The organism is Rhodococcus sp. BP-261, from assembly GCF_019835205.1.
GTDB classification, from domain to species: Bacteria; Actinomycetota; Actinomycetes; order Mycobacteriales; family Mycobacteriaceae; genus Rhodococcoides; species Rhodococcoides kyotonensis_B.
On record NZ_JABUCO010000016.1, the window covers coordinates 87,160 to 108,479 of the forward strand.

At 67.5% G+C, this 21,320-nt stretch carries 22 protein-coding genes and 2 pseudogenes; 11 read left to right on the forward strand and 13 right to left on the reverse strand.

Features of this window, described 5'->3' with window-relative positions; genetic code table 11:
- Positions 1-82: 82 nt before the first annotated feature.
- The gene (mobF, locus tag HQ354_RS17465) at positions 83-6,334 is read right to left on the reverse strand and encodes a MobF family relaxase (protein WP_261768883.1); all 6,252 of its coding nucleotides are present in this window, start codon (positions 6,332-6,334) and stop codon (positions 83-85) included.
- Positions 6,335-6,540: 206 nt separating this feature from the next.
- Here mobF and HQ354_RS17470 point away from each other — a divergent pair, with 206 nt between their 5' ends.
- The 3 genes from HQ354_RS17470 to HQ354_RS17480 all read left to right on the forward strand — a co-directional run bounded on the left by HQ354_RS17470 (position 6,541) and on the right by HQ354_RS17480 (position 8,018).
- Entirely contained in the window at positions 6,541-6,957 is a 417-nt protein-coding gene (locus HQ354_RS17470) for a hypothetical protein (RefSeq protein ID WP_222635269.1), read from the forward strand.
- A gap of 18 nt (positions 6,958-6,975) precedes the next feature.
- Positions 6,976-7,593 carry a hypothetical protein gene (locus HQ354_RS17475; RefSeq protein ID WP_222635268.1) on the forward strand — a complete coding sequence of 206 codons (618 nt, stop codon included), beginning with the start codon at positions 6,976-6,978 and terminating at the stop codon, positions 7,591-7,593.
- 89 nt (positions 7,594-7,682) lie between these two features.
- Positions 7,683-8,018: a hypothetical protein gene (locus tag HQ354_RS17480; RefSeq protein ID WP_222635267.1), complete on the forward strand. Its 336-nt coding sequence runs from the start codon at positions 7,683-7,685 to the stop codon at positions 8,016-8,018.
- Between the two features lie 16 nt (positions 8,019-8,034).
- Here HQ354_RS17480 and HQ354_RS17485 read toward each other — a convergent pair whose 3' ends face one another.
- Entirely contained in the window at positions 8,035-8,661 is a 627-nt protein-coding gene (locus HQ354_RS17485; RefSeq protein ID WP_222635266.1) for a DUF6308 family protein, read from the reverse strand.
- Between the two features lie 127 nt (positions 8,662-8,788).
- Positions 8,789-9,379: an SHOCT domain-containing protein gene (locus tag HQ354_RS17490; protein ID WP_222635265.1), complete on the reverse strand. Its 591-nt coding sequence runs from the start codon at positions 9,377-9,379 to the stop codon at positions 8,789-8,791.
- Between the two features lie 320 nt (positions 9,380-9,699).
- Between HQ354_RS17490 and HQ354_RS17495 the strand changes: the two genes are divergently transcribed.
- Positions 9,700-10,146 (forward strand): hypothetical protein, encoded by a 447-nt coding sequence (locus HQ354_RS17495; protein ID WP_222635264.1) that lies wholly within the window; start codon positions 9,700-9,702, stop codon positions 10,144-10,146.
- Positions 10,143-10,331 (forward strand): hypothetical protein, encoded by a 189-nt coding sequence (locus HQ354_RS17500; RefSeq protein WP_222635263.1) that lies wholly within the window; start codon positions 10,143-10,145, stop codon positions 10,329-10,331. Before HQ354_RS17495 ends, HQ354_RS17500 begins: the two co-directional genes overlap by 4 nt.
- A gap of 387 nt (positions 10,332-10,718) precedes the next feature.
- On the opposite strand, the gene HQ354_RS17505 is transcribed toward HQ354_RS17500, so the two are convergent.
- Positions 10,719-11,003 (reverse strand): hypothetical protein, encoded by a 285-nt coding sequence (locus HQ354_RS17505; protein ID WP_222635262.1) that lies wholly within the window; start codon positions 11,001-11,003, stop codon positions 10,719-10,721.
- Between HQ354_RS17505 and HQ354_RS17510 the strand changes: the two genes are divergently transcribed.
- On the forward strand, positions 10,971-11,372 hold the full coding sequence (locus HQ354_RS17510) for a hypothetical protein (protein WP_222635261.1): 402 nt from the start codon (positions 10,971-10,973) through the stop codon (positions 11,370-11,372). The genes HQ354_RS17505 and HQ354_RS17510 overlap by 33 nt on opposite strands.
- A 119-nt stretch (positions 11,373-11,491) precedes the next feature.
- Here HQ354_RS17510 and HQ354_RS17515 read toward each other — a convergent pair whose 3' ends face one another.
- From HQ354_RS17515 to HQ354_RS17530, 4 genes are read right to left on the reverse strand one after another with little or no spacing between them, the layout of a single operon-like run.
- Positions 11,492-12,055 carry a DnaB-like helicase N-terminal domain-containing protein gene (locus tag HQ354_RS17515; protein WP_222635260.1) on the reverse strand — a complete coding sequence of 188 codons (564 nt, stop codon included), beginning with the start codon at positions 12,053-12,055 and terminating at the stop codon, positions 11,492-11,494.
- Positions 12,056-12,072: 17 nt separating this feature from the next.
- A complete protein-coding gene (locus HQ354_RS17520) occupies positions 12,073-12,390 on the reverse strand; it encodes a hypothetical protein (RefSeq protein ID WP_222636258.1) in 318 nt (105 codons plus the stop codon).
- A complete protein-coding gene (locus HQ354_RS17525; RefSeq protein WP_222635258.1) occupies positions 12,360-12,758 on the reverse strand; it encodes a hypothetical protein in 399 nt (132 codons plus the stop codon). The genes HQ354_RS17520 and HQ354_RS17525 overlap by 31 nt, the downstream gene beginning before the upstream one ends.
- A complete protein-coding gene (locus HQ354_RS17530) occupies positions 12,755-12,964 on the reverse strand; it encodes a hypothetical protein (protein ID WP_222635257.1) in 210 nt (69 codons plus the stop codon). Before HQ354_RS17530 ends, HQ354_RS17525 begins: the two co-directional genes overlap by 4 nt.
- Before the next feature lie 121 nt (positions 12,965-13,085).
- On the opposite strand from HQ354_RS17530, the gene HQ354_RS17535 reads away from it, so the two are divergent.
- The gene (locus tag HQ354_RS17535; protein WP_222635256.1) at positions 13,086-13,319 is read left to right on the forward strand and encodes an AlpA family transcriptional regulator; all 234 of its coding nucleotides are present in this window, start codon (positions 13,086-13,088) and stop codon (positions 13,317-13,319) included.
- 89 nt (positions 13,320-13,408) lie between these two features.
- On the opposite strand, the pseudogene HQ354_RS17540 reads toward HQ354_RS17535, so the two are convergent.
- The 4 genes and pseudogenes from HQ354_RS17540 to HQ354_RS17555 form a co-directional block, all read right to left on the reverse strand.
- Positions 13,409-14,384 (reverse strand): annotated as a pseudogene (locus tag HQ354_RS17540) (ISL3 family transposase); the annotation flags it as partial.
- A gap of 116 nt (positions 14,385-14,500) precedes the next feature.
- Positions 14,501-15,322 (reverse strand): F510_1955 family glycosylhydrolase, encoded by an 822-nt coding sequence (locus HQ354_RS17545; RefSeq protein ID WP_222635255.1) that lies wholly within the window; start codon positions 15,320-15,322, stop codon positions 14,501-14,503.
- Positions 15,323-15,458: 136 nt separating this feature from the next.
- The gene (locus tag HQ354_RS17550; RefSeq protein ID WP_222635254.1) at positions 15,459-16,265 is read right to left on the reverse strand and encodes a cytochrome c biogenesis CcdA family protein; all 807 of its coding nucleotides are present in this window, start codon (positions 16,263-16,265) and stop codon (positions 15,459-15,461) included.
- Positions 16,262-16,378, reverse strand: a pseudogene (locus HQ354_RS17555) (TlpA family protein disulfide reductase); the annotation flags it as partial. The pseudogene HQ354_RS17555 and the gene HQ354_RS17550, both read right to left, overlap by 4 nt.
- Before the next feature lie 194 nt (positions 16,379-16,572).
- Here HQ354_RS17555 and HQ354_RS17560 point away from each other — a divergent pair.
- Positions 16,573-16,782, forward strand: a complete 210-nt coding sequence (locus HQ354_RS17560; protein WP_222635253.1) for a hypothetical protein — start codon at positions 16,573-16,575, stop codon at positions 16,780-16,782.
- Between the two features lie 36 nt (positions 16,783-16,818).
- Positions 16,819-17,148: a DUF1707 domain-containing protein gene (locus tag HQ354_RS17565; RefSeq protein ID WP_222635252.1), complete on the forward strand. Its 330-nt coding sequence runs from the start codon at positions 16,819-16,821 to the stop codon at positions 17,146-17,148.
- 12 nt (positions 17,149-17,160) lie between these two features.
- Here the strand turns inward: HQ354_RS17565 and HQ354_RS17570 are convergent, their stop codons facing one another.
- Entirely contained in the window at positions 17,161-19,089 is a 1,929-nt protein-coding gene (locus HQ354_RS17570) for a copper resistance protein CopC (protein ID WP_222635323.1), read from the reverse strand.
- 418 nt (positions 19,090-19,507) lie between these two features.
- Between HQ354_RS17570 and HQ354_RS17575 the strand changes: the two genes are divergently transcribed.
- On the forward strand, positions 19,508-19,885 hold the full coding sequence (locus tag HQ354_RS17575) for a BlaI/MecI/CopY family transcriptional regulator (protein WP_222635251.1): 378 nt from the start codon (positions 19,508-19,510) through the stop codon (positions 19,883-19,885).
- Entirely contained in the window at positions 19,882-20,844 is a 963-nt protein-coding gene (locus HQ354_RS17580; RefSeq protein WP_222635250.1) for a M56 family metallopeptidase, read from the forward strand. Before HQ354_RS17575 ends, HQ354_RS17580 begins: the two co-directional genes overlap by 4 nt.
- The last annotated feature ends 476 nt before the right edge of the window (positions 20,845-21,320 follow it).

Sequence of the window (21,320 nt, forward strand, 5' to 3'; positions counted from 1 at the left end):
AATTTAGCAACGATCTCTTGCGCTCCATATCGTTCATTCAACCGACAACTTTTCCGGAGTTCTGGCTTTCGATGTGTCTTGCCTACAGCCCGCGATCTACCTCCTGCTCTGGTTTCCGAGTCGTCTGCTCACCGGGCATTTCCACACCCTCACGCCATGACCGACCCGATCCGGTCTTCGCGCTCGTCGTCGGCGCCACCAGACCGCGAGGACGCTCGCCAGCACCGCTGGCCGCAGCGGTTCGACCGGTCGATGCTCGATCGGTGACTCCCTCGATCCTCGGCGGGTTCATACTCTGTGCCGCTCCGGCACTGTCACGAAGTCGCATCTCGTCGGCGTAACGCCCCGCGGCCATCGTGATCGCTCGTAGACGTCGGCCGCGTTCGGTGATCGCAGTATCGAACGTTTCGGCCGCTGCGCGGTCGGCTGCGCGGCGGTCCGGGTCTGTGGCGCGCGCCGAGATCGCCGGCCACTCGCTGGGGTCGGCGCCGACACGTCCGGCTGCGTCGCGCGCAGCACGCTGGGTGTCGCGGACCTGGCGGGCGAGGCGTTCTTCGCGGAGTCGAGCCTCCGTCACGGCGGGTTCGAGGGTCTTGCGTTCACGCCGCTTCGCGCTGGGAATGTGGGCCGCGAGGGTGGTGTGTTCACTGCGTGCCGTCTCGTAGTCTGCAGTGATACGGGCCAGCTCTGCTTCGAGCTCCTGGGCGGCGGCGATTGCAGATGCTTGTTCGTCGAGTCGGGCGTACAGCTTCTCCGTATCGGCGACGACAGTGGGTTCGGTCCGCCCTCGTCCTGCTCGGTCGACGAGTGCGTTGAGTTCTGCGTCCGGTACGAGTCGGATCGGGTTCTGCTGCATCGTCGCCAGCAGGGCTGCGTCGGCGTCGGACAGTGTGTTCTCGGGTTGGAGCTCCGGTACTGGTTCCACGGCCTTGTCCGGGGCTGGTACGTCGGTCTGCACCACGTCGGCCCGGGCCGGTACGTCGACTGCTGTGGTTGTAGCCGTCAGGTCGCGCGGTTCGACTGTTGCGTCGTCGGTCCCGGCTGGGACGTCGACGCCCTGCTCCCGTTCTGCGACGGAAGGGTTCATCGCGGCGCGGCGGGCGGAGTGTTCGGCCCGCCAGAGCGCGCTTTCGATCTTGTCGGCGTCGGCGCGGAGCTCTGCCAGTGTGCCGAGGTCGATGTCGGTGGCGGTGGCGCGTGCGGTGATGACGTCGATGTCGGTGACTTCGCCGCCGTCGGATGCGGTGACGGCCGCGTATTCGGCGGCGGCCTCCTGCGCGCGGATCCGTGCTGCGGCGGCGGTGTCGTCGACGAATCCGGCGCGCCAGATTTCGTAGTCGAGTTCACGTTGCGCAAGTTGGCGCTCGGACGGCGGCCGAGCATCTTCGGGCAGGCCGTCGTCGACGGTGTCGGAGGCTGTGTCGACGGCGGGACGCAGGACGGTGTCGATGTGGTGCCATAGCGCTTCGGCTTCGAGGGTGGCGTCGATCCAGTCCTGTTCGGCGTCGAGCTTGGCGATCCGGGCGGGTTTTTGCCGGTCGGCGCGTGCGCGGAGGTCGAGGATGATCGGGTCGGCGAACGTGAGCGCCGGGCTGGTGCCGTTGTCGATCGATTCGAGCATGTCGCGGGCCGCTGCTTGGGCGCGGGTGAGGTCGATCCGTAGTAGTCGTACGCGTTCTTCGCTGCTGACCGTCGGGTACGGCAGTTCGACGACAGGGGCGACAGGGGCGACAGCGATGATGTCGGCGAGCCGGTCGAGCACATCGAGACCGGCGTCCGGGTCGACGTCGTCGTAACCCGGGAGGCTGCTCGGCGCCGACGCGTCGTCGGGTGCGTAGGTGTCGTCGAATTCCGGTGGCGGCGGTGCATCGTCGTACTCGACCGGTGCATCCAATTGGTCGAGCGATGCCTGGTAGTCGGCGTCGGAGGCGTCGAGGATCGACGGTGACATTGCGTCGACCGGCCCGGTATCGGCGCGTGTGTTGACGGCGGGCGGGAGGTTGTCGGGGTCGGCGAATTCGGGCGGTAGTACGTCGCCGGTGGTGTCCCCGATTGTCTCGTCGACGGGTGCGAGTGCTTCTTCGTCCTCGGCCGTGATCGGTTCGGTGTCGGGGCCGATGTAGGTGCGGGCGGCGTGGTTCTCGCGGACCAGCATTTCCGCCCGCCATGCCAGGGCGGTGGCGAGTTCGTGGGCGGGGAGTGTGACGCCGTGGTCGACCGGGTCGATGCCGCCGTGCAGGAACTCGTACGCCGTTCCGAGCAGCTGCCCTGGTGTCCACGCGTTCGGGTCGGCGGCGTCGACGGTGGCCACCAACGAGGGCCAGGCGGGGTCGGACATCACGCGTACGGCGGGTCCGTAGCCGAGGATCTCGATCAACTCGCCCGTCCACGTCGGGGCGAGTTCGGTGGCGTCACCGGTACTGCTCTCGTGCGCGGCGACGGACAGTTCCCGCGACAGTCGCCACCACAGTGCGGCGGCGGGTAGCTCGTCGGGCAACGGTGCGGCGATAAAGGACTCGCGGACGAGGGTGTGGACGTCGACGCCTGCGCGCGCAGCGGCGGCGAATCGGTCGGCGAGGATCGGGAAGTACGGGTCGCGGGCGATGTGGATGTCGAGTTCGTCGACGAACGGACGCCACCGCGCCACGGCATCGTTGCCGGATCCGATAACGGCCGCGGCGCGGGTGTCGAGTCGGCGTTGGGCTTTGACCGAGGCGGCGGCGAGCTGTTCCGGTCCGGTGGGTCGGCGGTCGATCGGATCGACGTCATGCGCAGCCCGGAAGATCGCGAGATCCGCCAGCAGGTCCAGATCGACGTCGGGGTCGCGGTCGGGGTCTGCGGTGAGGAACGGGCGCGCCCACACCGGTGCGGTGGTCGGTGTCCACGATGCTGTGTCGGCGCGGATCGCGTCGCAGTGTGCGGTGGTGAGGTCGGCGCGGGCGGTGAGGTAGTCGCCCCACTCCGGTAGCTCGGCCAACCGGGTCGGGATGGCGGGCAACCACGGCAACGGTCCGGTCCCGGCCGAATGCCCCGTGGTCGGGTCCAGACGCCAATCCAAGACGGCAGCTTTGTCGACCGCCGATTCGAGTTCGCGCTGGGCGACGGCGGCGCGCAACGCGGCGACGGGGTCGCGGCCGTGCGCACCGATGATGGCCAGGTGTCCGCGCAGGGTCGGCCATGCTGGTTCGTCGGTCAGGCCGGGTGCTTCTTCTTCGGCGGCGATGTCGATCGCGGCCATCACCTCCGCACCGACGAGGATCTCGGAGCCGGTGGCGACGGAGTAGTCGTAGGCACGTGCAGCTGGTGCGAGGTTGCGGTGTGGATCGTCGGCAGCGGTGAGGGTGGAGTGTGCGGACACTTGCGCGCCGTCGCGGCGCAGGACGCCCCGCAGATCATCCACCGCCGTGGGTGGGAGTAGTCCGCGTTCGGTCATCGCGGTGTGCAGGTCGCCCTCGGATGCGGTGGCGAGGTAGAGGTGGTTCGCTTGTCGGCCGCGGGTGAGGGCGACGTAGGCGAGCTGGCGGGTTTCCTCACCGGTGGCGACGACGTGGCAGGTGTCGGCGGTCGAGCCCTGCGCCGAGTGCACTGTGCCGGCGTAGCCGAGTTCGGTCGCCGACTGGACGTAGTCCGGGTCGAGGGTGACGGTGCGACCGAGTTCGAGATGCCGCACCAGCAGTGATCCATCGCGGCCGACTTTTTCGACGATCCAGCGGTCGCCGTTGCGGACCCAGTCGGTCTTCGACAGTGCGTTGCGGCGGTCGTTCGAGCGCGTCCGCACGGTGTCCCCGACACTGGCCTGCAGCCCGTCTGCAAGGACCGCTTGGGGGCCGACAGGTTCGTCGGTGGCGGCGGCGAGTCGGTCGGTGCGGGCGCGGGTGTTGAGTTCTGCGACGAGCTCGCGGGTGGGGGCGAGCATGATCGCGTCCTTGCCGCCCGCGTAGTCGGCTGCCCACGCTGTGTAGGCGTCGTCGGTGGCGGTGGCGATGGACCCGACGTGGACGCGGCCGTGGTCGAGGTAGAAGCCGAGCGCGGAATCGTCGCCGTCGCGCAGTGCCAGTGATGCTGCGCCTTCTGCTGGGTCGCGGAAACGCACCACCTGCGACAGCGTGAGTGCGCCGACGCGGTCGTGGATATCGCGCAGGACTCCGCCGGAGGCGACGGAGGCGAGCTGTTGATCGTCGCCGATCAACCGCACCGTCGCACCGCGTGCGGCGAGCGCCGAGACGGCTTCGTCGAGGTCGAGGGTGCCGGTCATTCCGGCTTCGTCGACGATGACGAGCGTGTGCTCCCCGATCGCCGAATACCACTCGGGCACATTGACCGGTGCGCCGTCGCGGAGGTGTCGGGTGATGTCGACGAATTTCGCCAACGTATCCGTCGTCGTCAAGATGTCTTGACGCAGAACTGCGGCGGCGGCAGCGGTCGGTGCGAATCCGACGACGCGGCCGCCCGCGTTCTGCCACGAGACGGTCAGCGCTTTCATCGCGGTCGTCTTGCCGGTGCCGGCGGGGGCGAGTGCGAGTTGCAGTTTCGCACCGGAGGTCGCCATCGCCCGCACCAAGGATCGTTGTCCGGCGTTGAGGTCGCGGCCGTTCGCCGACGATTCGAGCAGCGCCATCTCGACGTGCTTCTCATCGACCGCGACACCGTCGGTGCGCTGTGCGAGGGCGACGATCCGCGCTTCTGCGTCGAGCACCGATTCGGTGGTGAAGAGTGCTGATTCGTGGCGGGTGTGCACGTCCAGTCCGTCGCGTCGACGCATCGCTGTCGGTGCGATCTCCGCGGCCGGATCGATGTGCGCGGCGCCGGAGAGGTCGATCGACATTCCCGTTCCGCAGGCGATGTCGGTGACGATCTCGACGAGCTCGTCAATCCGCGCGGTATCGGGGTTCGCTGCGCGCACTTGCCGCAACGCTTCAGCACGAATGTTGTGCCGCTGAAACCGTGATCGCTTCCGCGAGACGATGTCGAGAACATGATCGGCGGTGCTCGCAGCCCACGCCATATCTAACTCGGTGGTGCGTACCGCCGGTGGGTGTCCGGTGATCGAGGCAACCAGTCTCGACAGCTCTTTATGGGAGCCGAGGATCTCGATCGCTTCGCTACGCCACCCTGCTCGTTGGTCGGCGTGGGAGACCGGTTCGTGTTTGGCGGCACGGGTTTCCAGCGTTGCTTGTTGCGCGAGTGAGATCGCTTCGATCGCGGTCGGTTCGCGGCCGTGATCGGCTTGGAAGGTGCGGGCGAGTTCGGCGGTGCGTGCCTTGATCGCGGCACTGCGCGAGGACCAGCGCTGCGCGAGTCGGTCGTCCATTCCGTCGATCTCTCGCACCGGCCGCTTCGACCGATCCTCGGACGGGCGCTCGCTGAACCGCACCCCGATGCGGTCACGCAGTTGCGCTTCCAACACGGTGTTGTAGACCTCGGAGGCGGGAACGTTGTTGCGGTACAACGCAGCCCCATCGAGCGCGAGCCACTTGGTCGTTCCGTCCGGCCCGGTGGTGGCGACCTTGTTCGATATCGCGACGTGGGTGTGCAGGTTCGGATCGCCCGCACGGGAGTCGCGGTGGGTGAACTGTGCGGCGATCAAACCGTTGCCGTCGACCTGCGCGACACCACCGGTCCCGACGCGCGTGAAGCACGCGTGCTTCTCCAAGTAGTCGATGGCGGCGGCGATCGCGGCTTCGTGCGCGGCCTCGATCTGCTGCGACATCTCCCGCGGTGCAACAGCCCACAACGCCGACACACTTTTCACGGGTGTGAACGTCAAGTCGAAACCTGCAACGGCGGTGGTTTTCTGCCGTCCGATCTTCGCCACCCAGCCCGAGAGTTCACGCTCATCCAGCGGTGGCCGGTCGTATTCCTTGGTGAACATCTGCGTACCGACGACCGTGCGGATCCGCGCACGCTCCTCCGGCTCGATCGCGGCGTTCCACTTCTCCCCGCGCGAAAGATTGTGGGCGACGAACGCTTCCGCGCACGCGACCCGATACGCCGTTGCACCGGAATCGATCTTGAACGCCCGGCCCAACTTGCCGGCCTTCTCCGCATCCTTCGCCGATGCGCCCTGAGCGATCGCCAACTCGAACATGACGTCGGCGTTCGGGTGCAAACCTTCACCGAACAGCGCCTTCATCTGTGCCTCGGACACCTGCTGACCCTGCGCGACCGACCCCAGCTCCGCCAGACCAGACCCGGCCCAACGGCCCGGAGACTCCCCTTTCTCCGAGTAGTAATCGGCCAGCGACGAGGCCCCACGCTCGGTCGAATCCGCAGCCGCCACCTGCCGAGTCAGGTACTCGTACCCGTCCCCAGCGGTCAGCTTGTGCAGACCCATCACAGCGTGGACTCTACCAGCGGTAACGCAGAACGCATCCATAGTGCATGAGGTGTGTGGGTTCTGGGCTCGGGATTGGTAACTGACTAGGGAGGGTCTGGATTGGGTCTGGGGGTCGGGCGGTTTCGGTGGTCGGATTCGTGAAACGGGGGGAGGTTGTGTCAGGAATCGGCGGTTGTGGGGTGGTTCGGGTTAAGGTGAGCGCCATGGCATCGACGCAGGCACGACAGAGCGCGCGTGCTCGGGCGCGGGCAGCGCACCAAAAGCTGGTCGCCGACCGCAAGGCGCGCGACGACGCGAACATCGCGTCGATGACCGAATACTTCGCTGCCGTCGAACAGATCGACGCGGCGCAGCTGGTGATGGCGAACGCGATCGACGCGATCCGTCGACGGGAGGGCACGCTCGCGAAAGCCGCCGAAATCCTCGGACTCGGAACCGGGCAGGCACGTAAGCTCGTTGCACTGCTCGACACCTCGGCGTCTGCGCCGAGCACAGCCGACGACGACGCCGACAATGCCGATGCCGAGACGGCCGCAGACGACCCGGCTGTCGCCGATCAGTCCGGCCCCTCCCCCGCCGACACCGGTGCTCGCGCCGTGTCCGACGCGGCTACGACGTAGCACTGACAAGGGTGCCCCATGGCGGGAAGTGAGATGACCGAGCTGTCGTTGTTCGACGACTACGACGAGCCCGCGCTCACCCCTGCCCCGCCGGTCCAGCTTGCGTTGTTCGGCGACGACACCGACATCGCACCGCTCGTTCCCAACCGCCGGTTGTGGCGGCCGTTGCAACAACCCTTGGCCGAGAAAACAGTGGCGCGGTTCTGGAAGAAAGTCGTCAAAACTCCGACACATTGGTGGTGGCGCTCAGCTGTGTCCTTTCCGGACGGCTACGGCCGATTCACCTTCACCGACGGCGACACCCCACGCACTCTGTCGGCGCACCGGTTCGCGTTGTTGCTCGCGCACGGAGACCTCGGTGACGGGATCGTCGGCGAGCACGACTGCGACGAAACCCTGTGCGTGCGTGTCGAGGACGGGCACCTCAAACTCGGAACGCAATCAGCGAACCTTGCGCACGCCGTTGCGATGGGACGTCACATCGGACCGACCCCGGCCGGTGGTGATCCACGCGGACGCTACGGACGTGCCGTCGCGATTCGCGACGCACTCAAACACGGTTACGACCCGGAGCTGTTGCACGCCGCTCTCGCCGGCCACTCCATCGCCGGGGACGCCGCACCGACACTGTTCTGACACCGCCCGCGCACAGCGACTGTGTCGGACCCCTGATGTAGGAACAACAGAACCGACACCCGTCGGAAGATGAGAAAGGAGTTGGACCCGTGGATCTGTCTTTGTTGTCCGACACCGCCGGCCCGCTCGTTCCGCTTTCCATTCTCGCTGTGTGCGGTGTGATCTGCTTGGTGCACTACATCGTCGACAACGATCCCGGTTGGAAGGGTGTCGTTGCGAACATTCTGCGCATCGTCGGCGGGATCGCGGTCATCGTCGCGATCTGGGTCGTATCGGCATCGTTCATCGCTATCTTTCTGGCGATCGCTGCGGTGCTGTTCTTCATGGCTCCGCTGTTTCTGCTCGGCGGCGCGAGCGGTGTTGCGGACCGGCGCCCACTCCGCCGCGACTACTACCGCGATCCGTACCGCTACGACTACTACTGAGTCTTCGGTGCCGCCGTTAGTGTGCTGTGCCGTACATCCAGCAGATGACGTCCAAGACACGCAGCGCACTGATGTGATCGGGCAGACCAGCCTTCGAACGGATCGTGAGCAGTCGCGTGTGCAGCGCACCGTCGTCGGCGCGCAGTGCTTCTCGGATGGGATCTCGGTGAACTGCGACGGTGTTCAGCACTCGTCCGACGACGACGTCGTAGATCGGAACCAGGCGCGGACGCTTGCGGGCCATCAACTTCGTTGCAATGGTGCGACCGACATCGGTCACCGCGCGTAGTTCGTCCTCTAACAGCAGGATCGGCGCGTCGGGTGTGAGTTGCTCTGCTTCGTCGACGAGGTCGCGGTCCGGGCCGACAGCATCGAGCAATTCGGTGAATCGTGCGGCGCGGGTGACGAGGAGTTGGCGTGCGGCTCCCACTTTGACGGCGACGGACAAGAACGTGATCGCGACCAGATCGTCCGCGGTGAATCGGTTGCTGTCCGCGATGTAGTTCTGTGGTGCCCAGCTGTCGAAGAACGCACCGGTGTAGCAATCGGCGCCGAGGTAGGTGTGGCCGTAGTACTGCTCGAGCAAGGCAACCGCCGCGTCGTCTGTGTCTGCGGTCAGCGGCGGCGGGAGGGTGACAGCCATGCGGTGATCGTGTCAGACGGCGACGCGATCACCGCGAGCTATGGTCGTCGCGCTCGAATGTGCCCGGCGCATCGGTGGTCCAGGTGAGGGAGGCGCGGCGTCCCTCACCTGGCTCATCGACTGCGCCTCAGCTCAGCAGTCGCGCTTTCGCAGCCGCGAACTCGTCGTCGTTCAGAACGCCTGCATCGCGCAGACTCGCAAGCTTGGTCAGTTCGTCGCTGATCGAATTCGATCCGGCCGGTGCTGCGGGCACGGCCGCACCGGCGAACCGGCCATAGATCCCGTGTGAGCGCAGCAAGTCCTCGAACTCCTGGCACTTCTTCGCCTGGCCCATCACGGTGACACCAGTGAGCATCTCGAAGCGCAGTAGTTGGTCACCGAATCCAAAGTGGATGTTGTTCTTTTGATTGAGCTGACGGGAGTCCAGGCCGCCGAGAAGCCCTTCGGCGGTGCTCACGGTGCGGTCGGTGACGGTAACTTCGGTGACAGTCGAATAGGGGACTGTGAGCGGTTGCCAGAACTTCGACCCGATCGTCGGCTTGAATTCGAACCGGTCGGCGTAGACCTCGAGCTTGATCTTGCCGATCTTGGCCTTGGGTAGCTCGCGGAGACCGCCCTTGTAAGTGATGTCGTAGCTCGCGATCGCGGCTTCGACGTCGGAGGTGGGTTCCTTTTTGCGGCCGAACGCCATCGTCACTATCCCTTCGAGAAGGTGCATCGGAACGGCCATCGTATGACCAGTGACGTTCTGCTCGTGGGGTCTTCGGCTCGACGACTAATCACATCTCGTCACGCCCGTCGACCTCATGACAAGGTGTGCCGCAGCGGTGAACAGCGAGACGGAGCGTTTGTCGTCGTAGTGGTTTAGACTCGGGCCCAGTTCGAACGTCGATGAGGGTCACGTTCGAGCGCACCTCACCCATACCGAATCGACCGTGCCCGCATTCCTGTGCGGCGCGTAGGTCAGCTCTCGTAGCGCTCGGTATTTATCCGGGTGAGGAATCTGCGCTCTCCGATTCCGAAAGGCCCTCACCTCTGATGTCTGTCACTCCTGTTCTCGCTCTCGATCGAGAGACCGTTCTCGCGCGTGCACGCGATGCCGCGCTCGCGCGCACCAAGTTCGTCGAATCACTCATCGACGCGGCCCAAGCAGCCGCCGAGGCCCGCGACAAAGTCGCGGCCGCAACCCGTCTCGCCGACCGCGCCGACGCCGAACATGCCGACGCCTACAACGACGCACTCGCCGCCGGATGGACAGCTGCTGAACTCAAAGCCAGCGGCTTGAACGCACCCACGGCACCGGCGAAGAAGAAAACCGCATCCCGCAAGAACACCACCAAGGCGGCGCGGTCGAGCGCCCCACGACGACCCAGCGACATCGCTCCGGACGAGACGACGCCCGCTTACCCCGCCAGCAGCTCTTCCGGCCCGCACCACGCCGCAGATGACACCGGCCGTCCCGACGCGCCGCCGAGCGAGCAGTGAACACGCTCGTCGGCGCAATCGAGGTCGCGTGGGTTCTGTTGACGACCGGTCTGCTGCTGCTGGCGGCCGGGTTGCTCGTCATCTCCTCGAACCGTATTGCCCGTCCGTATCCGGTCGGGAACACCTTGGTCGTCGCCGGTTACGTGAGTGGGTTCGCAGCTCTTCTGACCTCACCGCCCGCGTGAACTCGACCCATCCCACTTCTTTTCCGTCCTCGTTGCTCGGCGTCCGCCCCGAAGGCCGGTACCTCGCTGAGCGCCACAATGACTTTGGAGAATCTCCATGACTTCAGCACGACCCACATCCGATCAGACCGGTCCGCAGATCTCGGTGGAGATCCGGTTCCTCGACCAACACCAGGATCCCGGTTTCCTGCATTACCGCGGCGCGTTCCACACCCACACTGCCGCTGCTCGGTTCGCTCTCACCCAATCCGCTGCGCTCTCGGAAACGCGCGGTGTACCCGAGGTCGCTGTGTCGATCATCGGGGACACCGGACAAGCCGCCGGGACCAACGTGGAGTTCATCGGCTCCCCCGCCGAGCTGGCAGGGGAGCTGGCATCGAACCCCAACTACGCACCCGGTGTGCGGCGCACCGTCCTGCCGCCACCGGCGCAGGTGACCGCGGTCGTCGACGCCGCCGTGACTCGCACACCGCCGCCGGGGATCGACCTGGACCATCCCGACGCGGTCGAGGTCGAGGTGTATTCGACCCGGCCCGATCCGTTGCCGAACTCGCGCACCGATGTCGGGTCTACGACTACGAGAGTGCACGCGCGGTCGCTGACGAGCTCGCGGAGCAGTTGGGCGGCGAGGTCACGCCGATGCGCGGGGACACGGTGCTGCGGATTGCTCACGTCGCCGAGCTGTCCGAGGTCGACCAGCAGGCTGCCGACCGCTACACGCATGTGGAGGAACTGCGGGCGAACATTGCCGCGTTGGACCCGGTCGTCGACGCCGAGCACATCACCGCGCTCGCGCAGGATCTCGACGAACTTCGCAGCCGCAGCACTGCGAACGCAGTGGACGACACCTCGATGTCGGCGACGCGTGAAGCGCCCACGCGTGCAACCGAGGTACCGACGCGGCCGCGCGGGTTGGTCAGCACTCCGCCTCAGCTCTCGCCTGCGCGCCGCTCCCCCGCCGTCGAAGCTGCCTCGCCGCGGACGACACCACCGACCGTGCACGCCGCCTCCAGCCATACCGCCGATCACGGACTCGGCTAGGCCGCACGGGAGGATCACGAACAGCCCTGCCGCACCACGACCAACGAGACGGGCACCCACACAGTCTATGTGGGTGCCCGTCTCGTGTGTGATGGTTGAGCTGGTGGTGTCGGCCGTGGTCAGCGTTGTCGAAATGTGTTGAGCCGGTTGAAGGCCGCGCGTTGTCGGCGGCCGTGCTCGAGCAGGTGGTCGAACAGGTCTTCCTCGGGTAGCTCGTCGGCCGCCTGGACGATGGAACGCCCGGTGGTGTGGAAGCTGCGCCGATAGGACTGAGAGAGAACGATATCGGCGGTGTGGGTGGCGTTCTGGGCGAACGCGCCGAGGGTGCCGATGTTGAGCAGACGTTTGCGCAGCGGCCCGTCTTTCTGTCCGGCCCCGCCGGAGCGGATCAGTGCGTTCGCGACCGACGCGACGTCGAACGGTGCCGCGTCGGCGACCAGGTCGGCGATGAGGGTGAACAGCCGTCCGTGCGTGTGGTCTTCGAAGTCGGCGGCGGTCAACGTGGTGGTGATGCGGACGATCTCGCTGGTGTCGGCATTCGGGTGGTAGCTCCACATCAGCGCGCACAGCAGCAGTGCCTCCGGATCGGTGTGGAGGTCGTAGGTGCCCGATTCGTCCACCTCGGTGTCGTCGTCGCGGCGCTCGTTCGGGTCGGGTTCGGGTACTGCGTGCAGCGCGGTCATCGTCCTCGGCTCTCGGTTCAGGTAAGCCCGGTCAGGCTGGCGGTTTCGATGTCCGCGGTGCTCGCGCCCTGGGCGCGGGCCTCGCTCTCCCACTGCCGACGCGTGCGCAACATCGCGGCGAGATCCCCGCCCGCGCCGTCGCGTGCGGCAGCGCCGATGCGGGCAGTGGCGCGGGTGTACTGGGTGAGTGCGCGATCGAGTCGCGATGGAGCGTTCATCGGTGTTCGTCCCCCTACGGTGTTCGTGTCCCCCGGGTAGTAGACCGCGGCGGCGGCCTCGTTCGCCAGCGCGTCGCGGTCGTCGGTCAGGCGGTGACCTCGCGGCAGGTGTCGCACTCCCAGCCGGTCTCCAACGCGGTGCAGGTGCGGCGCTGCTCGCACAGCCAACACATCTGACCTCTGCGACGTTCCGGTTCGCTGTCCCCCTCGACCTCCACGGTGTTGGTGGTGCGTCGACGGTACTGGTCGAGTACGACGAGGTCGCGCTCACGCAACTCGGTGGCGATCTCGTCGCGGCTGCGCAGCGTCCCTTCGGTGGCGCGCAGCATCGATCCGAATGCGCTCTGGCAGCTGGTGCAGGCCTGACCGAGTTCGGTGACCGGGTAGCTGCACCCTGGAAGAGCGCACACCTCGAACAGCTGCCCGTCGCCGTAGTCGCGGCCCACTGCGACGGGCACGGTGGCCGGTGATCGCCGCACGGTCATGCCCTGTCGAGAAACTCGAATGCCCACACCGGAAGCTCGCGGCCGGTGCGCTGCAGCTCGGCGATCTGCGCCAGAGCTTCACGTTCCTCGGCCTCGGCATCGAGTAGCTCCCGGCGTTCACGCTCACCCTCGCGGCGTGCAAGATCCGCCTCTGCCGTGGCGATCAGGGCGGCGAAGTCGAACGGATCGGTATGCGTCGTGGTCATACATCCCATACTACAGCGTTGCGCTGTACTATCAAGGTTTTTATCTACAGCGATACGCTGTAGTATGATCGAAACTCGCTGCTGCTGAGTGGCGTACGAGATGAGGATGGGCGCCACCACCATGACCGATGGGCAAGAAACGTTGATCTCACTGCCGGAGGTTCTCGCCGTGATCGAGCAGCGGCGCGGCAAGGCGATCGCCGCGTCTACATGGCGGTCCTACGTCGCACGCGGACAAGCACCAAAACCGGTCAAATACCAAGGGCGGGAACCGATGTACTCACCCAGCGAGATAGACGAGTGGATCGATCGCCGCCCCGGTAGCGGACGCTGGGCCTCCACACGCAGCCTGTAGCCCGAGACCATCGAGCGGCCATGAGCCGATTACCATGCCGACAGGCCCGGAGTGTCAATAAATCTGGCCCTTGTGACTGATGTGTGGGGTTATCTACGTCCGGGCAGTCCCGGACGGTGCCCTCCGAGGGTGAGCATGGCCAAGGAGATCAGCGCATCTGGTCGGGCGAAGCCGAAAGCGATGCGCGTGAGGAGTCGGATCTTTGTGTTCATGGATTCGACGAGCCCGTTGGACAGGCCGTGTTCAATGGCAGCGAGTATCTGTGCACGGTGGCCGGCGACGCGTCTTTGGAGGTTGACGAAAGAATCGATACGGCTTCGTCGTGCCCACTGAACCCAACGATCGAGTGCTTCGGCGGCCTGGTCGACGGGGAGCTTGAAGACAGTGCGGAGCCCTTCTTTGAGCAGGTACGCGCGATAAAGACGTGGATCGGTGGATGGATGCGATCCAGCGGAGCTTCACGCGTTGGCGATCAGTGAGATTTTCTGGGTTCTTCCACAGCGCGTAACGGGAACGGAGCAACGCCCGGGCGGGACCAGTGGAGACGGTGGAGCGTCGCCCATTGATCCAGCCGTGCGGTCGAGTGTTCCCGCGGCGGGCGTCGGACCATGCCTGGCGGCGTACGGCATCGAGTGCCTCTGTGGCCCAGCCGACTACGTGAAAGGGGTCGGCGCAACGGATCGCACCCGGGCATCGGTCGCGGACCACATCGGAGATCCACAAGGCGCCATCCGCGGTGACATGAGTGATGCGGGCGCACCTCCCCTCACCCGACTTCTCGAGCGCGTCGAAGAATGCACGTACGGTTGAGCGGTCTCGGCCCGGGTAAGCCCACACCAGACGCCCGGTGTCGTGGTCGACGACGACGGTCAGGTACTTGTGGCCACGTTTGTAGGAGATTTCGTCGATCCCGATCCGTGTCAGGCCTGCCAGCGCACCGATACCGGAAGCGGTGTCAGCCCACACTCGGGCGATGATGGACCCCACTGTGCGCCAGGCGATCCGCATCAATTCGGTGATCGCCTTCTTGGAGCACTGCGTGGCCAGCCACGCCGCCGCCGCATCGAGCGGGGCGCCGCCGGTGTTGCGGACTTCGACGACGACGTCGTCGGGCCGGCTCGCCCGCATGGCGCTGCACCTGGGCGACAACACTGCCCCCACTTCACCACCTCACCTTCGGCTCAGGTCAACGTGTAAAGCTTCTGGGCGGTTGCAGCGTAGGCGGTGTCGTAATCGGCGGCGGTCAGGGCTTCGACGTCCCCGACGTAGGAATTCTTCTGCCAGGTCTGTCCGTCTCGGCTGCGCCATGCATTCCCGTCCACGTCGACGCCCCAGAGTGAGTTGTCGGGGCCGGCGGCAAGCAAGGTCAGGGCGGGGGCGTCGGGGACGACAGAGAACGTTGCGGCGGTGTCGGTGCTGCGTTGGAGTCCGTCTGCGGTCACCGCCCACACGCCGGTGTCGGTGATCGCGAGAGAGGCGGCAGGAAGGGCCGCGCCGGAGGCCCAGGTCGTGCCACCGTCGGTGGAGATGATCAGCCCGCTGGTGCCGTCAAAACCGACGAGGAGTGTGCCGTCGGTGGTCAGCGCGTGGAAGTCCACTTCACCGACGAGGGACTGTGCCGTCCAGTTCCGTCCGCCGTCGGTACTGTTCCGCAGCCCCAGCGGGTTGGGCGCCGAGCTGGACTTGCCGGGATGCCCGGAGGAGACGATGGTGTCGGCGCCCGCTACGCCGGTCAGTCCCATCAGGTCGTCGTCGGAGTCGCCGACCCGTTCGGTGTTCCCCGTGGATTCGATGGCGAAGAGCCCGGTGTGGGTGCCGGCGAGGACGGTTCCCTGAGCATTGATGTGGAGGCCGTGCAGGTGGTGGAGTTCGGGGGTCAGTTGCACTGCGGGCACTGACGGGGTGCGCGGTGGGGTCGGGTCTGGCGCGGAGCACCCCGCCAGGGTGACGGTGGTAACGCTCAGTGTGGACAGGGTGATGAGGAGGGTGCGTTTGCCAAGCATGGGGGCGTCTTTCTGCGAGTGTCGGTTCCCCGGATGCTGCTGCGGGGCTACGAGATTTGGCCGGATTTGCTGCCGGCCGGGACAGGGTGGCCGCGGCCGCCGTCGGATCGGGTATGAGACCGAGGGGCACCGATCATCAGATCGGAGTCACGTAGTCGGAGACGAACTCCGCGCGGAGCCACCCGACGAAGATTTCCCACTGACCGGTGACCAGGGCTGTACCCACGGCGATCAACATGATCCCGCCGAAGACCTGGATCGTGCGGGCGTTGCGGCGCAACCATCCGACACCGCGTAGTGCGTGTGTGGAGCCGAATGCAAGCACGATGAACGGAAGCCCCAGGCCCAGGCAGTACGCAACGATCAGTGTCACGCCGCGGGCGGCGGTGGTGCCCTCGGTCCCGGCGGCGACCGAGAGAACTCCGGCGAGGGTTGGACCCAGGCACGGCGTCCACCCCAACCCGAAGACCGCACCCAGCAGGGGGGCACCGGCGAGGGTGGACCCGCGGCGCGGTGTCGGCCGGGTGTCCTTTTGCAGGGCGGGTATCAACCCGACGAACGCCAGCCCCATCGCGATGGTGACGACGCCGCCGAGTCGTTGGAGCAGTTCACGGTTGATCGCAAGCACGCCGATCACCCCGAAGACCGATGCGGTGGTGAGGACGAACACGACGGTGAACCCGCCGACGAACAGGGCGGCGGCGCCGGTGACGCGCCAGCGGCCGGCCCGCCTGTCAACGGCCTCCGCCACGGTTGCCGCAGGCCGGTCCGCGCCGGAGACTCCTGCCAGGTAGGAAAGGTATCCGGGGACGAGGGGAACACAGCACGGGGAGGCGAAGGACACCATCCCGGCCAGCATGCTGGCACCGAGGGCCAAGATCATCGGCCCGGTCGCGGCGGCGGTGCGGAAACTGGTGCCGATACCGAGTGCGAGGTAGCTCATGGTTCCCCTGCGATGCGCTCGACTACCGGCTCGAGATCCTCCGCCGGAAGGGCTTTGAGGTGGACGGCGGCGACGCGGTGTTGACGATCCAGGACGCGGGTGGACGGGATGACACGTCCCGCCACCGCGGCGACGGGAACGCTGAGGTTTGGGTTCGGCGCGGCGTGTGTGCCGATCATTGGTTCCTCGTTCTCGTGGATCGGCCGGGACGAGAAGCCCCGCGGACCCGAACCATCATCTACTATCTATGTACGGAGATAGTAGATGAGGGTTGGTCGACGGCCGCCCCGGCCCGGTCGGAGGAGCCATGCAGCAGTTGTTCTGGGGGCTCGCGATCCTGGCCTGCCCGATCGGGATGGGCCTGATGATGTGGATGATGATGCGGCAGGGCAAGAACGGGGCCGACTCGGACAAACCGGTCGACGACGCGACCGCACGGCAACTCCGGCAGATGCGTGAAGAACTCGACGCGCTCAAGGCCGAACGCGGCGAGCGGCCCGAGCCGCGGGAGCCGTGATGTCGACGCCGTGTGCTGCGCAGGGAGGTGTCGGCGATGACTGAGCCGTGGATGCGGGCGTCCGACGCGGACCGGAGCCGAGTCGTCCGCGCCCTCGAACGCGAGGTCGGCACCGGCCGGTTGACCCTCGGCGAGTACTCCGATCGGGTGGCGGCGGCGTACGGCGCGCGCACACTCGGGGAGCTCGCGGCGGTGACCCGCGACCTCCCGACCCCGCCCCCGGCGCCGCCCACCCCGGTGTGGCAACGCCGTGCGCCGCTGCTCGCTGCTGCGGCGGCGGCGCTGGTCGGGCTGCTGGCGGCGTTCACCGGGTCCCCGGCCGCCTCTGCGATGACTGCGATGATGCCGGGGATGGGCTGCGGCTGAGGCGAACTCGGCTCACTCGTGGTCGGGATAGAGGAATCGGCGGGTGACCAGGTGTTTGGTATCGGCGAGGGTTTCCTCGCTGATCCTGCCCTGCTCGTCGAGGGTGAGCAGGACATTGATCGACGCGGCCGGGTAACCGAGGGCGAGCCGTACCGGCTCGTCGCCGCGCGAGATCCGCACCGCCAGTGGGGCGGTGCCGTCCGCGTACGGTTCCTGCGCGAGGAAGAAGTCCGCCGGAAGATCGAGCCGCATCGGATCCGGTGTGCCGGTCGTGGTGTCACTGGTCACCGCCTCGTACACGGTGACGGTGCCGGCGGCGCGCAGCTGGGCGACCGCATCGGTGAGATCGGCGGCCGCGGGTGCCGGCGGCCACGCGATGAGCTCGCTGATCGTGCCCCCGCGCCAGCCGTCCGCTTCGGCGTGCAGGCTGAGCACATTGTCACCGTCGGTCCAGGGCGCCGGGGCGACGAAACACCCTTGCCCGCACCCGCGGAAGGACAACGCCCCGCCCTCGGCGTCGCCGGTGTCGAGCCGGCCGGTGAGAGCAAAGTCCTGATCCGGCTCGGGGGCGTAGTAGTCACCGCGCCGCGGCGTGGACAACCGCACCACCGCCTGCCCGTCGCTGGCGGCGACGCTCACCCCGACCTGCCCGGCGAGTGTCCCGAGCGGAAGCACCGGGCCCTGCGGCGCCGGAGGCGGCGGTTGTTGCTGCGCGCCACTGACCGGGGGCGAGGACACCAGCACCGCGCTGGCCGCCAGGACAATCACCAGGACCGCACTCTCGGCTCGCACCACCGTGGCGACGGCGGCCATTCGGCCCGGCGAACGCAGCACCAGCCGGCGCGCGCCGAGCGCCAGGCCGGCGGCGACGGTCACCAGGGCGAGTTTGACCAGCAGCACCCGCCCATAGGTGGTCGATACCAACGCGGGCAGCGGAATGAGCACCAGCATGCTCACCGCCCCCGTGACCACCACGGCGGCAAAGACCCATCCCGCCAGCCGCAGGTAACCGCGCAACACCCAGCGCACCGCCGCGGGCTCGCGTCGCCAGGCGATGACCGCCCGGGTCGTGTGCACCAACGCGCCGACCCAGAGGGCGGCGGCCGCGAGATGGACACCGGTCAGCGCAGCGCCCCACCCGGGCTCGGCGGTATCGGCATGCGAACGCACCCCCTCGGCGGCGACCACGAGCAGCAGCGGCCAGATCGCCCAACGGCCCCGGCCGGCCGCGACGACGGCGAGCGTCACCAGCAGGCCCACAGCTTCCGCCGTCAACACTCGACCCGCCCCGCCCTGCCACAGGGCAAGGGCGGTGTCCGCGCCGAGAACGAGCCGGACCCCCAGGCCCGCGACCCCGGCCAACCCGATCGCTGCCCCGGCCGCGACCTGGGACCGCAGCGCCGGGAGCGCCGGATTCTCCGCCCGCGCCGAGGAGGTGAATCGTTCACCGATCAGTCCGCCGAGCGCCACCGCCAACCCGCCGAAGAGCATCCACCGCAACACCGCATCCAGCCACGCGATCGTCTGACCGGCCTCGGATCCGGCGCCGGTCAGTGCAGTGCCGACCGCGAACCGAAAGTCCTGCTCGACCAGGTCGCCATCGCTCCCGGTCACCTGCCAGCGCACCGTGTACGTGCCGGGCGTCAGCGCACCGGTGACCGGTGCGGTGACAGCACGCCCGTCCTTGCCGGTGGTCGCCGCGCCCACCGGCATGTCCCGACCGGCGCCATCGAGCACCCTGACCGGGTGTGGGCCGAGGGCGACGGCCTCGTTGAACAGCAGGGTGATCGACTGCGGCGGCTCCGATACCGCGGTGTCGGTACCGGGCTCGGTGAACAGCAGCGTCGGGTGGGCGGCGGCCGGGCCGGCACCCCCGAGCGCGGCGGCGGCCAGCGCGACGAGCACCAGCACCACCCGGGCCAGGCCGCGGGTCAGGGACATCACGTCGAACCGACTCCGGCGCGCTCACCGAGAGCGCGCCGGAGTCCGGGGGTGAGCAGTGCGCCCGCGGCCGGATTGCTCACCGCACTCGCTTCATGCTCATCTCGAATGGTCGATCGCCATCACATGTTCATGTTCGCGCACATGTCACACATCTGACCGCCCAGCATCATCATCTGACAGCTCCACCAGGCCTGAAGGTTCGCCAGCATGTCCATCGTGAACTCCTTAGCTCTCGTGCGCCCGGAGGACCCCTCCGGGCTATCTACGATCTCCGTACGTAGATAGTATCTGGCGGTAGCGGCGCCCGATGCCCGGCACCCGAACGAGGATTCCGGAGTCCGCGGAGCCCCTGGTGGGTGTGTTCGCCGGCAGCACCACCGACGTACCCTTGAGACGCCGACAGTGGAGGTATGCAGTGCGTGTGCGGGGATTCGGGGAGCTCGAAGCGGTCGTGATGGATCGGGTCTGGGCCCGCGAGGGAGCGACGACGGTTCGGGAGATCTTCGATGAACTCACCGAGCAGCGTGACATCGCCTACACCACGGTGATGTCGACGATGGACAACCTCCATCGCAAGGGCTGGCTCGCCAGGGAGAAGGCGGGCAAGGCCTTTCGGTACTGGCCCACGCTCACCCGCGAAGAGCACAGCGCCAACCTGATGCGGGACGCCTTCGACGGCGGCGGGCGCACCGACGTCGTACTGGCTCATTTCGTCGATCGGATGAGTGACGAGGAGTCGGCCAGTCTCCGCGCGGCCCTGCAGCGCCTGAGCCCCGTCGAGGACGCGGGATGAGTGTCGCCACCTGCCTGCTGCTCTACAGCTTCGTCGTCGCAGTCCTGGCCCCGCCGCTGCTGGTGCGGTTGACCCACCACGGTGTTGCCCCGCGACTCGGGGTCACCGCGTGGATGGCAGCACTGGGCAGCGTGGTGCTGTCCTGGGTGGCCGCCGGGGCCGTCGTCGCCGCGGAGCTGGTGCTCACCGGAACCCAACCGGGCCGGGCGCTGCTCGGGTCGTGCTTTGCCACACTCCGCGACGTGGTCAGCGGCCGCGCCGGGATCGCCGTCCAGGCAGGGATCGTGGTGCTGGCGGTGCTGGCGATCCTGGCGGTTTCCCTGGTCGTGGGGCGGCTGTGCCGCCGTCTGCTGCGCATGCGCAGCTCCACACACGGGCACGCGCGAATGACCCGCCTCGTCGGGCGCCGCGTCGCGGGGGTCGATGCCGTGGTCCTCGACGTCCCCGAGCGGGCCGCGTACTGCGTGGCGGGTAGACCGAACGCGATCGTGGTGACCAGCGCTGCACTCGACGCCCTCGATCGCCGCCAGCTCGACGCGGTCCTCGCGCATGAACGCGCCCATCTGACCGGCCGGCACCTGCCACTGCTTGCCCTGCTCCGAGGCCTTGCCGCCAGCCTGCCACGGATGGCGCTGTTCACCCTCGCCGAAACCGAGGTCGCCCGGCTCCTGGAAATGTGTGCCGACGACTGCGCCGCACGCACCCATGGGTCACGCACCGTACTGACGGGGCTGATCGCACTCTCCGGCGGTGCTCCCCTGCCGGCCGGCGCCGTGGGCGCCACCAGCATCGCCGTGCTCGATCGTGCGCAGCGACTGGCCGCCCCGTCCAGGCCCACCGAACGTGCCCGGACCCGGGCACTGCTCACCACGGCGACCGCCCTCATCGCCACAGGCCCGCTGGTCACCGGCCTACTGGCCGCGTCCGGTGTGATGCTGTGCGGTCCGATGCCCCTGTAGGGGGAGGGTTGTGTGGCGACACATGCTGCCCTGCGCCGATCGGCGGCCGGGTTGTCGGCGGTGGACACGACTGCCGAAGCTGCGACTGCGTCATCGTCGAACTCCCCGACGCCCACCACCTCGGCACGACCATTTTCGGGCACCTGCTGCACAGCTGACCGCACCCGGGCTTGCCACGGATAACACCCCGTTATCTGTAGCATCATGACATCCGGCCTGCGCCGACTCCGCTCCGGCGGTGCGCGACGCGGCCCCGTTATCTGCGGCAAGCCCAGTGAGGGAGGTGCCACCGTGCCGTCCGGGTCACCGTCCGCGCCGCCGGCGACAGTTTCCTCGACTCGATCGGCTCCCCGAACACCCGCCGCTCCTACGGCATCGCCGTCGACAAGACCACCGCCACGCTCGGCGAGACCCGGCGGCTCGCCGATGTCGCCGACGACGAGATCGGCGAAGCACTCGAAATCCTGTGGGATGAG

Bases quoted from the DNA above. Each gene is read 5' to 3' on its own strand.
- HQ354_RS17510 (WP_222635261.1), top strand. From the start codon at position 10,971: ATGCGCGGGGACACGGTGCTGCGGATTGCTCACGTCGCCGAGCTGTCC.
- HQ354_RS17490 (WP_222635265.1), bottom strand. From the start codon at position 9,379: ATGCACCTTCTCGAAGGGATAGTGACGATGGCGTTCGGCCGCAAAAAG.
- HQ354_RS17565 (WP_222635252.1), top strand. From the start codon at position 16,819: ATGACTGAGCCGTGGATGCGGGCGTCCGACGCGGACCGGAGCCGAGTC.
- HQ354_RS17470 (WP_222635269.1), top strand. From the start codon at position 6,541: ATGGCATCGACGCAGGCACGACAGAGCGCGCGTGCTCGGGCGCGGGCA.
- HQ354_RS17545 (WP_222635255.1), bottom strand. From the start codon at position 15,322: ATGCTTGGCAAACGCACCCTCCTCATCACCCTGTCCACACTGAGCGTT.
- HQ354_RS17525 (WP_222635258.1), bottom strand. From the start codon at position 12,758: ATGACCGTGCGGCGATCACCGGCCACCGTGCCCGTCGCAGTGGGCCGC.
- HQ354_RS17550 (WP_222635254.1), bottom strand. From the start codon at position 16,265: ATGAGCTACCTCGCACTCGGTATCGGCACCAGTTTCCGCACCGCCGCC.
- HQ354_RS17560 (WP_222635253.1), top strand. From the start codon at position 16,573: ATGCAGCAGTTGTTCTGGGGGCTCGCGATCCTGGCCTGCCCGATCGGG.
- HQ354_RS17535 (WP_222635256.1), top strand. From the start codon at position 13,086: ATGACCGATGGGCAAGAAACGTTGATCTCACTGCCGGAGGTTCTCGCC.
- HQ354_RS17530 (WP_222635257.1), bottom strand. From the start codon at position 12,964: ATGACCACGACGCATACCGATCCGTTCGACTTCGCCGCCCTGATCGCC.
- HQ354_RS17570 (WP_222635323.1), bottom strand. From the start codon at position 19,089: ATGTCCCTGACCCGCGGCCTGGCCCGGGTGGTGCTGGTGCTCGTCGCG.
- HQ354_RS17495 (WP_222635264.1), top strand. From the start codon at position 9,700: ATGTCTGTCACTCCTGTTCTCGCTCTCGATCGAGAGACCGTTCTCGCG.
- HQ354_RS17580 (WP_222635250.1), top strand. From the start codon at position 19,882: ATGAGTGTCGCCACCTGCCTGCTGCTCTACAGCTTCGTCGTCGCAGTC.
- HQ354_RS17515 (WP_222635260.1), bottom strand. From the start codon at position 12,055: ATGACCGCGCTGCACGCAGTACCCGAACCCGACCCGAACGAGCGCCGC.
- HQ354_RS17485 (WP_222635266.1), bottom strand. From the start codon at position 8,661: ATGGCTGTCACCCTCCCGCCGCCGCTGACCGCAGACACAGACGACGCG.
- mobF (WP_261768883.1), bottom strand. From the start codon at position 6,334: ATGGGTCTGCACAAGCTGACCGCTGGGGACGGGTACGAGTACCTGACT.
- HQ354_RS17475 (WP_222635268.1), top strand. From the start codon at position 6,976: ATGGCGGGAAGTGAGATGACCGAGCTGTCGTTGTTCGACGACTACGAC.